9 protein-coding genes are annotated in these 13,729 nt (G+C 69.2%); 5 read left to right on the forward strand and 4 right to left on the reverse strand.

Going from position 1 to position 13,729, the window contains the following annotated elements; translation table 11 throughout:
- Positions 1 to 31: 31 nt before the first annotated feature.
- Both QRN67_RS29665 and QRN67_RS29670 read left to right on the forward strand, forming a co-directional pair.
- Positions 32 to 5,725, forward strand: a complete 5,694-nt coding sequence (locus QRN67_RS29665) for an autotransporter outer membrane beta-barrel domain-containing protein (protein ID WP_285414743.1) — start codon at positions 32 to 34, stop codon at positions 5,723 to 5,725.
- Between the two features lie 60 nt (positions 5,726 to 5,785).
- Positions 5,786 to 6,001 (forward strand): hypothetical protein, encoded by a 216-nt coding sequence (locus QRN67_RS29670; protein WP_159053757.1) that lies wholly within the window; start codon positions 5,786 to 5,788, stop codon positions 5,999 to 6,001.
- A 96-nt stretch (positions 6,002 to 6,097) separates the two neighbouring features.
- On the opposite strand, the gene QRN67_RS29675 is transcribed toward QRN67_RS29670, so the two are convergent.
- Positions 6,098 to 8,155 carry a sensor histidine kinase gene (locus QRN67_RS29675; RefSeq protein WP_285414744.1) on the reverse strand — a complete coding sequence of 686 codons (2,058 nt, stop codon included), beginning with the start codon at positions 8,153 to 8,155 and terminating at the stop codon, positions 6,098 to 6,100.
- A 127-nt stretch (positions 8,156 to 8,282) separates the two neighbouring features.
- On the opposite strand from QRN67_RS29675, the gene QRN67_RS29680 reads away from it, so the two are divergent.
- The 3 genes from QRN67_RS29680 (at position 8,283) to QRN67_RS29690 (ending at position 10,521) form a co-directional block, all read left to right on the forward strand.
- Positions 8,283 to 9,002 (forward strand): response regulator transcription factor, encoded by a 720-nt coding sequence (locus QRN67_RS29680; protein WP_285414745.1) that lies wholly within the window; start codon positions 8,283 to 8,285, stop codon positions 9,000 to 9,002.
- 90 nt (positions 9,003 to 9,092) lie between these two features.
- A complete protein-coding gene (locus QRN67_RS29685; RefSeq protein ID WP_285414746.1) occupies positions 9,093 to 10,073 on the forward strand; it encodes a helix-turn-helix transcriptional regulator in 981 nt (326 codons plus the stop codon).
- A 61-nt stretch (positions 10,074 to 10,134) separates the two neighbouring features.
- On the forward strand, positions 10,135 to 10,521 hold the full coding sequence (locus QRN67_RS29690; protein ID WP_106937828.1) for a VOC family protein: 387 nt from the start codon (positions 10,135 to 10,137) through the stop codon (positions 10,519 to 10,521).
- A gap of 52 nt (positions 10,522 to 10,573) precedes the next feature.
- Here the strand turns inward: QRN67_RS29690 and QRN67_RS29695 are convergent, their stop codons facing one another.
- The 3 genes from QRN67_RS29695 to QRN67_RS29705 are packed head-to-tail and all read right to left on the reverse strand — an operon-like array spanning position 10,574 to position 13,712.
- Entirely contained in the window at positions 10,574 to 11,902 is a 1,329-nt protein-coding gene (locus QRN67_RS29695; RefSeq protein WP_285414747.1) for a four-carbon acid sugar kinase family protein, read from the reverse strand.
- Positions 11,899 to 13,167 (reverse strand): ribulose-bisphosphate carboxylase large subunit family protein, encoded by a 1,269-nt coding sequence (locus tag QRN67_RS29700; RefSeq protein ID WP_285414787.1) that lies wholly within the window; start codon positions 13,165 to 13,167, stop codon positions 11,899 to 11,901. Before QRN67_RS29700 ends, QRN67_RS29695 begins: the two co-directional genes overlap by 4 nt.
- Before the next feature lie 5 nt (positions 13,168 to 13,172).
- Positions 13,173 to 13,712, reverse strand: a complete 540-nt coding sequence (locus QRN67_RS29705; protein WP_285414748.1) for a VOC family protein — start codon at positions 13,710 to 13,712, stop codon at positions 13,173 to 13,175.
- Between the last annotated feature and the right edge of the window lie 17 nt (positions 13,713 to 13,729).

Genomic DNA, 13,729 nt, shown 5'->3' on the forward strand with positions numbered 1-13,729 from the left:
CAGGCCCGGGCTTGCGCCCGGGGGCCTTGCCATGAACCGTACCCATCGCATCGTCATCAATCGCCGCACAGGCACCTGCCAGGCTGTTTCCGAAGCCGCGAAGTCATCAAGAGGAGGGCGCTCAGGCGTCGGCTGTGCGCTGACCATCGCAGCGGCGCTGCTCACTGCGGCCGCTTCGCCAGCACATGCGCAATCGCAGGCGCTGTGGGCGTCACCTGTGGCGGGCGATTGGTTGGTAGGAGCCAACTGGAGCATCGGCGCCGTGCCCACGGCGGCCCACGACGTTTTCATCGACGGACCGGGCGAAGCGCAAGTCTCTGGCGGCGGCGCGAACGCCCAAGCCAATTTCTTCACCATGGCCCAGAACAGCACCGAGGCGCATGTTGCGGTGACCAATGGGGCAACACTGACGGTCGCGCGCTCGGCCCTGGGTCTCAACGGCGCGGCGACGATACAGATCGACGGGGCGAACTCGGTGTTCAATGCCGGGCGCATGCTCCTAGGCTACTCGGGGCCTGCCACCTTGACCGTCGGCAACGGAGGCAAGCTCTCGGCCGTGAACATCGAGTTCGGTTCATTGGCCGGCGGTGTGGGCACGCTCAACCTGAATGCCGGCGGCACGGTCGAGGTCGGCGGCGCGGTTGGCGGCATCATCCCCCCGAATGGAGGCAGCGGTGTCTTCAACTGGTCGGGCGGCACGCTGCGGGTGATCGACAGCAGCCTGGCCACCGCAATGCCCGCCACCCTCACGGGTTCTACTTCCACGCTCGACACCAACGGCTTCGATGCGACGTTCTCGGGCACGCTGTCAGGCGGCGGCGCGCTCAACAAGACGGGTTCCGGAACGCTCACGCTCGCGGGTGCCAACACCTACGGCGGTGGCACGAACGTCGGTCAGGGGGTGCTTGCCATCGCCAGTGGCTCGGCGCTCGGAGGCGGCCCTCTATCCATCGCCAATGCAGCGCTTCGCGGCATCGCCACCACGACGCTGGGCAACGCAGTCAATCTCAACGGGCCAGCGACGATTTCCGCAGGCACGGGCACCACGCTGCGCTTGACGGGCACGATCGGATTCAATGCTGACCTGAACGTCGGAGAGGCCGGGCACGCGGGCACCGTGGAGATCGCAAGCGACACGGGTGCGCTCACGGGCGGCAACATCAACGTCAACTACGGCAGCCTTCGCTCTGACGGACAGATGCTCGCGCGCATGGTGGAGACCGCGCCTGCCACCACCGTGGCGGCCGGCGCCACGCTGGACTTCAACGATCGCATGGCGTACCCGGTGTCGATCCGCAACCTGCAAGGCGCTGGCACGGTGAACACCGGCACGGTCGATGTGTCCACGATAGGCGTGCAGGCGGGCGACTTCTCGGGGTCGATCACGGGCGCCGGCCGGCTGTCGAAGTCCGGCCCGGGCACCTTCACGCTGCGCGCGCCCGCCAGCTACCTGGGGCCGACGGTCGTCGGCGCGGGAACGCTCGCCCTGGCGGGCAACGGTGCGCTTCCCGGCGGCACCGCGCTGAACGTGAGCACCGGCGCGACCTTCGATGCGTCCGGCATCAACGCTGCCGACGTGAACCTCGGGGTGCTGATCGGCGGTGGCTCGGTGGTGATGGGCGCGAAGTCACTCACCCTGAGCGGCTCCGGCAATGGCTTCTTCAACGGCAACCTCAGCGGCAGCGCCGGGCTGAACAAGACAGGCACCGGCAAGCAGATCTTCGCGGGCCCCAACGCGTACCAGGGAGGTACGACGGTGTCCGGCGGAACACTGGCGCTGGAAGACGGGGGCTCCCTCTCCGGCCTCGGGGCGGTGAACGTCACGAGCGCGGGCACCTTCGACATCTCGGGCCTGAATGGCGCTGTCACCGCCATCGGTACGCTCGCGGGCAGCGGCCGTGTGGTGCTCGGTGACAAGGTGCTCTCAACCGGCGACGTGGTCGACAGCGTCTTCAGCGGCGTCATCGAAGGCGCCAATGGCGGCCTGATCAAGCGCGGCAGCGGCACGCTGTCCCTGGATGGCGTCAACACCTACGGCGGCGCGACCACGGTGCAGTCGGGGCGGCTGGCGGTGGGCAGCACTGCAGCCGCCAGCGGTGCGCGCATCGCGGGTTCGGTGGCCCTGGCTTCGGCCGCCACGCTCAGCGGCTTCGGCACGATCGGCGGCGACGCGACCATCAACAATGGCTCGCATCTCGCGCCGGGCGACCCGGCCGCCGGCTCCGGCATCGGCACGCTGCGCTTCGACCGCAACCTGACCTTGCAAGACGGCAGCCAGCTCGACTTCGACTTCGGTGCGCCCAGCGGCCTCGCGTCGGTGCCGGGCCAGAGCGACAACGTGGAGGTCGGCGGTGTCCTGACGATCCGTTCGGCCGTGCTGAACGTGCGCAACACGGGCAGCATGGGCCCGGGCCTGTACAACCTCTTCAAGTGGGGCGATGCGCTGGTGGTCTACGCCGGCGGCTTCGCGCCGCCGCCCGGCATGACGCTGCAGACGCTGGTGGCCAGCAAGCAGATCAACCTCATCACCACTGCAGGCTACACGCTCAACTTCTGGAACGGCAACGGCCTCGCGAGCCCGACGCAGATGGGCGGCGGCGACGGCACCTGGTCGGCGAACTCGCCCAATTGGGCCGATGAAAGCGGCGTCGCGAGCGGTCCCTTGCAGCCATCGCCGGGCTTCGCGATCTTCGGCGGCGCGGCCGGCAACGTGGCGGTGAGCAACACCGCGGGTGCGGTGCTCGCCAGCGGCCTGCAGTTCGCGAGCGACGGCTACCGCCTCTCGGGCGGCACCCTCACGCTGGTGGCCGACGCCGGCCATCCCGCGCCGGTGGAAGTGCGCGTGGGCGATGGCAGCGCGGGTGCCGCAGCCTGGAAGGCCACCATCTCGGGCGTCATCGCGGGCTCCGACGGCCTGGCAAAGACCGGTGTGGGCACGCTGGTGCTCAGCGGCGCGAACACCTACAGCGGCGGCACCACGGTGCGGGCCGGCACGCTGGAGGTGGCGGCTGACAACAACCTGGGCGCGGCTGGCGGCAACCTTACGCTCGACGGCGGCACGCTGCGGGCGACCACGGGATTCACCACCGGCCGCACGGTGTCGCTCGGCTCGGGCGGCGGCGGCATCGACGTCGCCCCGATCCAGACGCTGCGCCTGGACGGTGCGATCTCCGGCGATGGCGCGCTCGTGAAGACCGGCGCCGGCACGCTCGTGCTCGGTGCGGCCAACGCCCATAAGGGCGGCACGGCCGTCAACGAGGGCACGCTCGAAGCTGCCGCGACCGGTGCACTGGGCAGCGGCGCCGCCTCCGTCGCCAGCAACGCGGTGCTCGTCTTCAGCGGCAGCGCGCAGAGCGGTTCCCAGACCATCACCGCAGCCGAGCGCGCATCGCCGAGCGCCAACGCAGGCTTCGTGCAGTTCCGCGACAGCGCGTCGGCGGGCAGCGCACACCTCGTGATGAACAGCGGTGCATCGGCCGAGTTCCGCGACAGCGCCAGCGCGGGCACCGCGGTCATCGACAACCACGGCGGCCTGAGCAACTTCATGGCCAATGCCACCGCCGGCAAGTCCACGATCACCAATTACGCCGGCGGCCAGATCAACCTGCTGGACAACGCCAGTGCGGGGCAGGCGACCTTCGTCAACAAGAGCGGCGGCCTGATCGACGTGTTCGACAACGCCACCGCCGACCAGGCCACCGTGGTGAACGAAGCCGGCGGTCGGCTGCGCATCAGCTCGCTCACAGGCAGTGGCATCGGCATCGGCTCGCTCGGCGGCGCAGGCAACGTGATCCTCGGCGCGAAGGCGCTGACCACCGGCGGGCTGAATGCCGATACGGAAGTCTCCGGCGTGATCTCCGGCACGAACGGCTCGCTCGTGAAGATCGGCACCGGCGCGCTCACCCTCTCGGGCGCCAACACCTACACCGGCGGCACGGCGCTGCGCCAGGGCCGGTTGAACGTCGGGCATGCGCAGGCGCTGGGCACCGGCGCGCTGACGATGGACGACGACACCACGCTGGGGTTCGCCGCCGATGGGCTCACGATCGCCAACGCGATCCAACTCACCGGCAAGAACGACCCCGTCATCGACACCGGTGCGTTCAACGGCACGCTGAGCGGCAGCATCAGTGGCGGCGGCTTCGTCACCAAGCAAGGCACGGGCACCCTGACGCTAATGGGCGCCAACACCTACACGGGCGCAACCAACGTGGCGCAGGGCACGCTGAAGGCGGGCGCGGCCAACACCCTCAGTGCGGCGTCGGCGCACAGCGTGGCCTCAGGCGCCACGCTGGACCTCGCGGGCTTCAGCCAGACAGTGGCCTCGCTCGCCAACAGCGGCGTCGTCTCGCTTGCCGGCGCCACGCCCGGCACGACGGTCACCGTCAACGGCAACTACGTGGGCAACAACGGCGTGCTGAAGCTCGGTACCGCGCTGAATGCCACGGGCCCTTCGGACCGCCTGGTGATCGACAGCGGCGCGGCCAGCGGGCGCACCAGCGTGCAGTTCGCCAACCTCGGCGGCCTGGGTGCACTCACCAGCGGCAACGGCATCGAGGTGATCACCGCGAAGAACGGCGCCACCACGACGGCCCAGACCACCAAGGATGCCTTCATGCTCGCGGGCGGGCAGGTCAAAGCCGGCGCCTACGAGTACCGGCTGTACGCGGCCGACGCCAACGGCGCAGGCGAGAACTGGTACCTGCGCTCCAGCCTGCCGGCGAGCGTGCCGCAGGCGCCTGCGGCGCCCATCATCACCTACCGCGCCGAGGCCTCGCTCTATTCCGCGCTCCCCGGCCAGCTGCGCCAGGGCAACCTCGCAATGCTCGGCGACCTGCGCAAGCGCGTAGGCGACGATGACGTGAAGGGCACCTCGACCAACCCTGCCGGCTCCGATCGCCGCGCCTGGGCCCGCGTGCTCTCCACCGACATCGACATCCAGCAGGGCGGCACGGTATCGCCATCCAGCAAGGGCCGCCTCACCGGGTTCCAGGCCGGCACCGACCTGCTGGCCACGCCGAACTGGCGCGCAGGCCTCTACGTCGGCCAGCTCGACGGCGACGCCAGCGTGCGCGGCTTCGCCAGCGGCATCCAGAACCTCGGCGTGGGCCGCAACGACCTGCGCAGCCAGTACGTGGGCGTGTACGGCACCTACACCACCGACAGCGGCTTCTATGCCGACGCCGTGGTGCAGTCGGGCCGCCATCGCTACATCGTCGAGCCGCTGGCCAGCCTGGGCGTGGGCGGCAAGGGCAACAGCCTGCTGGGCTCCATCGAGGTGGGGCAGTCCCTCGCGCTGGGCGGCAGTGGCTGGCGCATCGAGCCGCAGCTGCAGCTGATCCACCAGCACATGGACCTGGGGAACTCCGCGATCGCGGGCGCCATCGTCCAGCCGCAGGCCGACAGCGGCTGGATCGCGCGCGCGGGCGTGCGGGTCAAGGGCGAGATCGCCACGGGGCTCGGCACGCTGCAGCCGTACGGCCGCTTCAACGTCTACCGGACATCGAGCGGCGCGGACATCGCGCGTTTCGTGAACGGTGCGACCACGACCGACATCGCAGCGCCGACCGGCGGCACGAGCACCGAGCTTGCGGGCGGCTTCACGCTTGCCTTGGGCTCCTCGACCAGCCTCTACGGCGAGATCGGCAAACTGTGGTCATCCGGCGGCGACGCCAGGGTCAGGAGCGGCATCAACGGATCGATCGGCGTGCGCGTGAAGTGGTAAGCGGCCAGGACTGAATCGAGGTCCTGGCGCGACACTGCTTACGTGGGTCCCTCTGGGGACATGATCGGCGATCTCCTTGCGCAGGTCCGGCGCGGCCAGGACCGCGGTCTGCATCTCGCCGTTGGTGGGGTACAGCTTGATCTTCGCCAGCCCGATGCGGAAATCCTGGCTGGTCTGGTTGCCGAACCTCGCAGGGTCGATCTCGATGCATCCGGTGACCTGCGCAAAGAAGCCCATCTCGCCGCCGAACGGGATCGCGAGGCAGCCCGGAAGTGACCCTGAAGATGGGCGCGCTCAAGGTCTACAAGGGCCCTCCGCAAGGTATGGTGGCCACGCATGCGGACGTCGTCAACCCCGACCTGCTCGCGCTCTTCAAGCGCTGAGCGGCAGCCGCAGCCTGAACACGGAGCCGGCCTCGGACGTTGCAACGAGCTCGACGTCGCCGCCGTGGAGCCGGGCGATGTCGCGAGACAGGTGCAAGCCCAGTCCGGTGCCCGGGACTCTGGACGCGCTCTCGGCGCGGAAGTACTTCTCGAAGATGCGCGGCGCATCATGCGGCGCGATGCCGTCGCCCTGGTCCGTCACGTCGATGCGGACGCTGCCCGCGACCGTCTTCAGCGCAACAATGACCGGCCGATCGGCGGCGGAGTACTTCAGCGCGTTGTGGACCAGGTTGCGCAGCGCGATGTCGAGCAATGCGCGATCCGCACGGACCCAGACCTCGGCCGCAGCGTGCACTTCCAGCCGGATGCGTGAAGGGCTCTGGAAGTGGAAGCTGTCGCACAGGCCTTGCGTCAGTGCCACGATGTCGAGGGTTTCCAGCCGCATCGAGTGGCTGGCCGACTGCAGGCGGTCCGCGAGCATGACGTTCTCGATCAGCATCGTCAGGCGCTGCACGGCGCGCCGGATCCGCTCGGTGCGCGACCGCACGGCAGGCTGCGCGCCCAACCGCGAAATCTCGAGCGACTGGGCTGCGGCATCGATGGCGGTCAGCGGCGTGCGGAACTCGTGCGAGACCATGGCGACAAACTCCCGCTGCTGCGCTATCGCCTCGCGCTCGACCTGCAGCGCCTGCGTGAGTTGGTTCTCCAGGCGCGCCCGCACCGCGATCTCTTCATGGAGCATGGCATTGGCGCTGGCCAGTTCGGCGGTGCGCCGCACGACGGTCGATTCGAGCTGACGCTCGGCCTCCAGCCGCACCGACAGCACCTTGTCGCGCTCGACGCGCACGTCGATCTCCGCGCGTCGGGTGCGGTTGGCCACGGCGGCGTTCAGCAGCACGAGATGCATCATGCTTCCTACCACGTACAGCCGTTCGGGTTGTGCGCCCGGCAGCCAGTCGCCAAGCCATAGTTTCAGCAGGCCATAGATGCCCAGGATGGTGCCGACGGCGAACGCCGAAGCAGGCAACAGGTACTGCCACTGGCGGCGCACGATCAGCAGGTAGGCCACGAACACGCCGCCGAAGCTGGTGGACAACACGCTGCCTGCGCTCACCCAGGGTGCGGCCGCCGGGTGGTGGCTCGTCAGCGCGACGAAGCACGCCAGCAGGTTGAACGCAGCCACGCCATCGAAGAAGATGGCCGCGGGTTTCCAGTGCTGCCGGAATCCGAAGATGCGCGCCATGAAGGTGGTCGCGACCACGTTGAAGAGGCAATTGACGACGAGAAGCGTCTGCGCCACCCGTTCCGGATGCGCATCGAGCAGCCACTGCGCCACGAAGCCCTGGCGGTTGAGCGTGAGCGCTGCAACCCCGACCACGTACAGCGCATAGTGGCCATAGAGCGAGTCCCTGAGCCACGCCATGAAGATCAGGTTCATGCACACGGACAGGATCGCCGCCCCCACCAAAAGGCCCGCCACGGCGTAGTCCGTCGTGCGATGCTGCGCGAAACCCGTGGCCTGCCAGAGGTCGAGTTCGGCGCGCAGGGCAGGGCCGTCGCTGCGCAGCTTCAGGAAGTAGTCCGCCGGCTCGGTCGACAACTGCAGCGGGTAGACGAAGTTGTGGTCCGGAATCTCCCGCTGCGCGAACGGTTGGCGGTCGCCGATGTCGACCTGCGTGAAGCCCCCATGACCATCCGGCGAATACAGGACCGCTTCGCTGATCCGCGGTGGGCGCAGCCGCAGCAGCCAGCGCGAAGGCGCATCGGGCGCGCGCGACAGCGACAGCCGCAGCCACACGGTGTCGCGAGTGAAGCCTTCTTCGACCGCGCCGTTCAGCGGCGCGAAGCCGCCGTGCCGCGCGCCTCCAGCTGCCACGTCGGCGATGGTCCATTGGCCCGAAGGGTCCCGCTGTATTCCCACCCCGCTCGACAGTGCGCGAGGGCCCTGCGCGCCGTCCGATGCCGACACCACGAGCGCCTGAGCTTGCAGCGCAAGACATCCCAGCGCGAGGCACAGCCACAACCTCAGCAATCGGATGAAAGTCAAAATCAGATGGGTACGACGGTTGCTCGAGAACGGGATGCCCATGGTCGCGCTGGATGCTGGGTGCTGGGTGCAGAGAAGGAGCCGGGTGCGGGAGGCATGCGATCGGCGACTTTATACTTTGGCGCGCATGCCACCCCAGAGCGATACGCCCCAGCTTCGCGTCCATGTGATCGAGGACGATGACGACATCCGCGAAGAAGCGGTCTTCGCGCTGGGCGAACTGGGGTTCGCGGCCACCGGCTTTGCCGATGCCCCCGCGTTCTACAGAAGCTTTGCCGTCGCGCCCTGCGACATCGCCGTGGTCGACATCGGCCTGCCCGGCGAGAGCGGCTTGTCCATCGTGGCGCACCTGCGCACCGTGTCGAGCGTGGGCGTGGTGCTCGTGACGGCCCGCAGCGCACTCGAAGACCGCGTGCTGGGTTTGCGCGAGGGCGCGGACGCCTACCTCGTGAAGCCGGTCAACATGCTGGAGTTGGCCGAGACGCTCAGGGCCGTGGGACGTCGACTGCAGCGCCAGCCGATCGACAACGCGGCAGTGCCTGAACGGCCGCAGCAGACCTCCTCCGCGTGGACGCTGCTTGATGGCGGCTGGGTGCTCGGCGATCCGCAAGGCCGGCGCATGACGCTCACCAGCACGGAGCGCCTGTTCCTCGGTTGTCTGATCGAGCGGCGCAGCCTCACCGTGAGCCGCGACGAGCTGATCGTGGCGCTCGGAGGCGACGTGTTCGACTTCGACCAGCATCGCATCGACGCGATGGCCAGCCGGCTGCGCCGCAAGGCCGAAAAGCTCGGCATGCGCCTGCCGGTACGTTCGGTGCGCGGCACCGGCTACGTCTTCGCGACCTGACGCAGACCGCCTTTCGGGTACAGCTGCTTGCCTTCGCGTGCCGTCGCCCCCAGACGGTGAGGATCGGTGAGGAAGCGTCAGAAAACTGCAATGCTTCGAACGGGCACCCTGGGCACCATGCGGGTCCGCCAAGACCGACCCGACTGCCTCGCCTTGATGTTCCCGAGTTCACAGCTTCGCCTCGCCGACGGATGGAGGCTCGCGCTTCACTTTCCCTCCAGGCGAAAGCCGCGCGCCTCGTCGCCCTCGCTGGCAGACCATCTGGAATGGCCCGGCGGCCCCGCACAGATTCTGGTCGCGGTCGAAGACGCCCAGCAGGAGCCGATCCGGTCGGCACTGCGTTCGGTCGGGCACCGCGTGAGCCTGTGCGAAGCCGGCCCCCAGGCCTATCGCTGGGCGACGGCGCTCAAACCCGAGCTGATGCTTCTCGAGGTGGCACTCGGCACGCCGAACGGCCTGTCGACGGCGCGATTGTTGAAGGCCGATCCCTTGACCGCGCACATCCCGATGATCTTCGTCACCGTCGGCGCGACGCTTTCCGAGCAGCTCATGAGCCTGCGCGAGGGCGCGGTGGACTGCCTGCAGGCGCCGTTGGAGCAGGAGGATGTGTTGATGCGCGTGGCGGTGCACCTGGCGCTCGCGCGCAGGGAGCGCGCAGTGCAGCAAAGCATGGTCCAGCCCGCGGCCCCGGTCGAAGCGAACGACCAGACGCAGAGCACGGCCGCCGGCGCGGACGACGTGCTGGCGCAGGCCGCGCTCAAGCTCGTCGAGGCCGATCTTTCGAGCATACCGAATCTTCCAGCGCTGGCGGCGCAGGTGGGCACCCACGAGAAGCGGCTTTCGCGTGCGTTCCGCGCCTACACTGGAAAGGCGGTCTTCGAATTCGTGCGTGATGCGAGGCTTGCGCATGCGCGCCGGCTGCTGCTCGAGTCCGCATTGACGGTCTCGGAAGTGGCAATGGCCGTCGGCTATTCGAACTCCGCCAACTTCTCCACCTCGTTTCGCGTCCGCTTCGGGGCCACACCCACTTCGCTGCGTGGCAAAGGCCGTGCGAATACCGACCCGAGCTGATGGCATGCGTGCCGCGTGACGTGGCAACATCCGGCTGACACAACGCGAGCGAGTGCTTCTTATGTTCGATCATGTCGGGATACGCGCCAGCAACGTCGAAGCCAGCGAACGCTTCTTCCTGCAGGCTCTGGCGCCGTTGGGCGTAGGCATCGCGATGAAGGGCCCCCACGGCGCGGGCCTGGGCAAGCACGGCAAACCTTCGCTTTGGATCTACCAGGCTGAATGCGAAGGCGCGTCACCTACACCACTGCATTTGGCGTTTGCCGCGGACAGCCGCAGCCAGGTCGATGCGTTTCATCGTGCGGCGATCGAGGCAGGCGGCCAGGACAATGGGGCCCCGGGGCTGCGCGCGCACTACCATCCTCACTACTACGCGGCCTTCGTCATCGCCCCCGATGGCCACAACGTCGAGGCGGTGTGCCATCTGCCCCACGAGCAGAAGTCCTGAATGCATTGACGCACCGTAATCTCCCTCGGACGCCCCTGAAGTCCGCACTCTTCTAGGCGAAGCCGTGCACCAGACGCTCGAACACGTCCTCCGCGCCCATCTGGCCGCCCTTGAGCATGATCTCCAGCCCGTCGAGCGCGGCGTCGTCGCTGTGCACGCGGCACAGCGAGGTGCCGGCGCCCATGTCGGCGACATAGGACAGTCCCCACGCGTCAAGCGCCTGAACGCCGTGGCTGGAGGTGTCGCCGCCGGCCACGCCGATGCGTTTGAGCGGCACGCTCGCCAGCACCTTGGCCAACATGTCGCCGCCCGCGCGTGCCAGCGCCTGGGCGTCCAGGCCGCCGCCCGATGACGTTGCGCCGGGCGCGCGCGTGCAGGCCAGCACGTGGCGCCCGCGCGCCAGGCTGCCGATGACCAGTTCGGCCTGCTCGGCCACGGCGGCTTCGCCGCGTTGCGCCAGCTTCTGTGCGTCGAGCCACACAATGTCGAACGATTTCGCGGCCGCCACCTGCCGCGCGGTGACGGGCGAGAGGCTGCCCGCGAGCACCAGCACCGGGCCCTGGGCGGGTGGAACGCCGTCACGCGCCATCGGTGGACTGCCGCTGTCCCGGTGCGACGGGCCCATCGCCATCGACAACGCATCCACCACGCTGCTCGGCCCCGCGGCCAGCATCGTGGCGGCTTGTGCCCTGGTCCACAGCACCTGGCCGATGGCGCGCAACTGCATCGCATCGGCCACGTCGAAGAGCACCGCGTCCGCTGGCGGCGAGTGCAGTGCCTGGCGCAAGGCGGCATCCAGCGCATCGCTGCCGCGCGACGCCGCGGTGAACGGCATGGAACGCACATCCGCGAGCCCCTGCTTCGCCAGATGCAGCCGCAGATCCGGCTCGTCCATCGGCGTCACCGGATGGCAGCTCATCGTCGGATGCCGGTCGATGCGGTGCACCTGCGCGCCGCTTCCCGCGGCTGCGAACAGGTTGGCGAACAGGCAGTAGCGCCCCAGGTTCGGCTGCCCGCCGATGATGGCGGTCCATGGCTGCTCCACCGCCGCGCGCAACGCACGCACGGCTGCGCCGATCGAGCCGATGTGCGCCGCGCTGTCGAAGGTGGAGCAGGTCTTGTAGTGCAGCACGCGCGCGTCCAGTGAGCGGAACAGGGCGGCCACCGGGCGAAGCTCGGTGCGCATTTCCTCGGGCGTCATGGCGCGCGCCGCGCCCGCGATGCCCAGCACGTCGAGCGGCCCCGCGCGGTCGAGGCGCGCGGCGTCGGGCACTTGGAGGAACAGCAGCGCACGCAGCCCCGCGCGCGCCGCGGTGCCGAGCGTGTCGGTCGCGCCGGTGAAGTCGTCGCCGTAGTAGACGATCGACGGACGCGGCCTCATGGCTTGCCGAAGAAGGCGAGGGCGCGGGCGAGTTCGGGCTGGTCTTTAGCGGCGTCCGACAGCGGCACGCCCGCGCGCGCGGCCGACCATGCCTGGCGGATGCTCGTCACGCCGGCCGCCGCGCCGTCGGGGTGCGCGAGGATGCCGCCGCCGGCCATGAACAGAAGGTCGTCGCTGCCGATGGCCTTCCACGTCGCCGGCACGGTGCCGGCCCATTGGCCAGAGGAAAAGGCCGGCATCACGCGATCGTCCGCCGCATCGGTCAGGGGGGTGAAGCAGTCCTGCGCCGACGCGATGACTTCGCCGTCCGGCTGCGAGAACTTGCCCTGCAGCCCGTGCACGTGCATGTGGTCCACCCCCGCCAGGCGCCACAGCGTCTGGTATGCCTGGAAAGAGATGCCCAGCAGCGGATGCCGCGACAGTGCGCCGTAGCCGTTGCGATGCCCATGCAGCGCGAGCCCCGTGTGCCGCCGCAGCGTCTGGATGCCCGAGTGCCCGCACCAGTTCAGGCTGGCCATCACGCACGAGCCGCCTTCGCGTTCGACGAGGTCGGCATGCCGCTTCATCGCGTCGGTCTCGTCGGTGATGTTGAACGCCACCATCACATGCTTGCCGGTGCGCGCCTGATGCGCGCGCACGACGGCCATCACGGCCGGCACGCGCTCGGCCAGCGGCGCATGCGCGGGATCGGCGCACACCTCGTCGTCCTTGATGAAGTCGACGCCCGCGGCGCACAGACGGCCGACGAGCTCGGCCGTCTGCGCCGCGGACAGGCCGACGTTCGGCTTGATGATGGTGCCGACCAGCGCGCCGCTGGCCACGCCGGTCGCGCGCCGCGTGCCGGCGATGCCGGCGCGCGGCATCTCGAAGCGCGCGCGATAGCCCGCTGGCACCTGCAGCGATTCAAGCCGCAGCCCCGTCACCTCGCCCAGGTCATACAAGTTGCCCGACACCGTCGCGGCCAGGGTCGGCAGGTTGGCGCCGATGTTGGCCACCGGAAACGAAATGTCGACGTGCGCGCGCCGCCACGGGCCTCGCGCGCCTTGGCGCTCGAGCAGGGCGTTCGGCAGGCTCGGCGCCCCGGCCGGCGCCAGCTCGGTGATCGCCTCCACCGTGGCGCGCGCGCGTTCGCGCAGCGCGTCGGTCTCGCCTTCGACGCGCGTGAAGGTGCCGCACGATTGCTCGCCGGCCATCACCTGCGCGACGGCCGCCACGTCATGCGGCGTCTCGACCAGGTAGCGCGCGCGAACGCGCTCGGGTGCCATCGCGCTCACAGCTTGCTCAGGTCGGGAAAGGGCCGCACCGGCTCGCTGCCGTCCCAGCCCTGCGACGCGTTGCGGATCAGCTCGAACATCTTGCCCTTGGGGCCCGCGACTTCCGACAGCTCGATGACGGTGCCCGGGTGGTATTCAGTGTCGAAGTAGATGAAGCGTCCGCGCTCGCCCACTTCCCCGCTCATCACGGGCTTGAAACCCTGCGCCGTGAGGCGCGCGAGGTCGGCGTCGTAGTCGGCGGTCCAGTAGGCCACGTGCTGCAGTCCCGTGCGGCCGGCCCGCAGGAAGTCGCGGTACATCGATGGCACGTCGTTGCGCGTCTGGATGAGCTCCACCTGCACGTAGCCCGAGTTGGCGAGCGCCACCGAGTTGTGCGGCTCGTGCGCCTCGCCGTTGTAGCGGTAGTTCCTGATGGGCACGCGGGGGTTGTAGAACCAGGGGCCCACGCCCAGCTTCGTGCTCCAGTAGTCCATGGCGGCTTCGATGTCGTGCACGACATAGCCCAGTTGGCGGATCTCGCCGAGGAATCGACTCATTGCGTTTGGCTCCGTGG

Origin of the sequence: Variovorax sp. efr-133-TYG-130, from assembly GCF_030208835.1 — a bacterium.
GTDB lineage: Bacteria > Pseudomonadota > Gammaproteobacteria > Burkholderiales > Burkholderiaceae_C > Variovorax.

Coding starts and splice junctions, on each gene's coding strand:
- QRN67_RS29680 (WP_285414745.1), top strand. CDS start 8,283: ATGCCACCCCAGAGCGATACGCCCCAGCTTCGCGTCCATGTGATCGAG.
- QRN67_RS29705 (WP_285414748.1), bottom strand. CDS start 13,712: ATGAGTCGATTCCTCGGCGAGATCCGCCAACTGGGCTATGTCGTGCAC.
- QRN67_RS29690 (WP_106937828.1), top strand. CDS start 10,135: ATGTTCGATCATGTCGGGATACGCGCCAGCAACGTCGAAGCCAGCGAA.
- QRN67_RS29685 (WP_285414746.1), top strand. CDS start 9,093: ATGCTTCGAACGGGCACCCTGGGCACCATGCGGGTCCGCCAAGACCGA.
- QRN67_RS29670 (WP_159053757.1), top strand. CDS start 5,786: ATGATCGGCGATCTCCTTGCGCAGGTCCGGCGCGGCCAGGACCGCGGT.
- QRN67_RS29665 (WP_285414743.1), top strand. CDS start 32: ATGAACCGTACCCATCGCATCGTCATCAATCGCCGCACAGGCACCTGC.
- QRN67_RS29695 (WP_285414747.1), bottom strand. CDS start 11,902: ATGAGGCCGCGTCCGTCGATCGTCTACTACGGCGACGACTTCACCGGC.
- QRN67_RS29700 (WP_285414787.1), bottom strand. CDS start 13,167: ATGGCACCCGAGCGCGTTCGCGCGCGCTACCTGGTCGAGACGCCGCAT.